At 55.6% G+C, this 223-nt stretch carries 1 rRNA gene; it reads right to left on the reverse strand.

The annotated features are described in order from the left end of the window. Positions 1 to 223, reverse strand: a 23S ribosomal RNA gene (locus tag WFN75_RS22740); the annotation flags it as partial.

The raw sequence follows: 223 nt of genomic DNA on the forward strand, positions 1-223 counted from the left end.
TTGGACAGGAACCCTTGGTCTTCCGGCGAGCGGGCTTTTCACCCGCTTTATCGTTACTTATGTCAGCATTCGCACTTCTGATACCTCCAGCATGCCTCACAGCACACCTTCAACGGCTTACAGAACGCTCCCCTACCCAACAACACATAAGTGTCGCTGCCGCAGCTTCGGTGCATGGTTTAGCCCCGTTACATCTTCCGCGCAGGCCGACTCGACCAGTGAG

It is taken from the genome of Leclercia sp. UBA7405, from assembly GCF_037152215.1.
In the GTDB taxonomy this organism is placed as follows: domain Bacteria; phylum Pseudomonadota; class Gammaproteobacteria; order Enterobacterales; family Enterobacteriaceae; genus Enterobacter; species Enterobacter pneumoniae.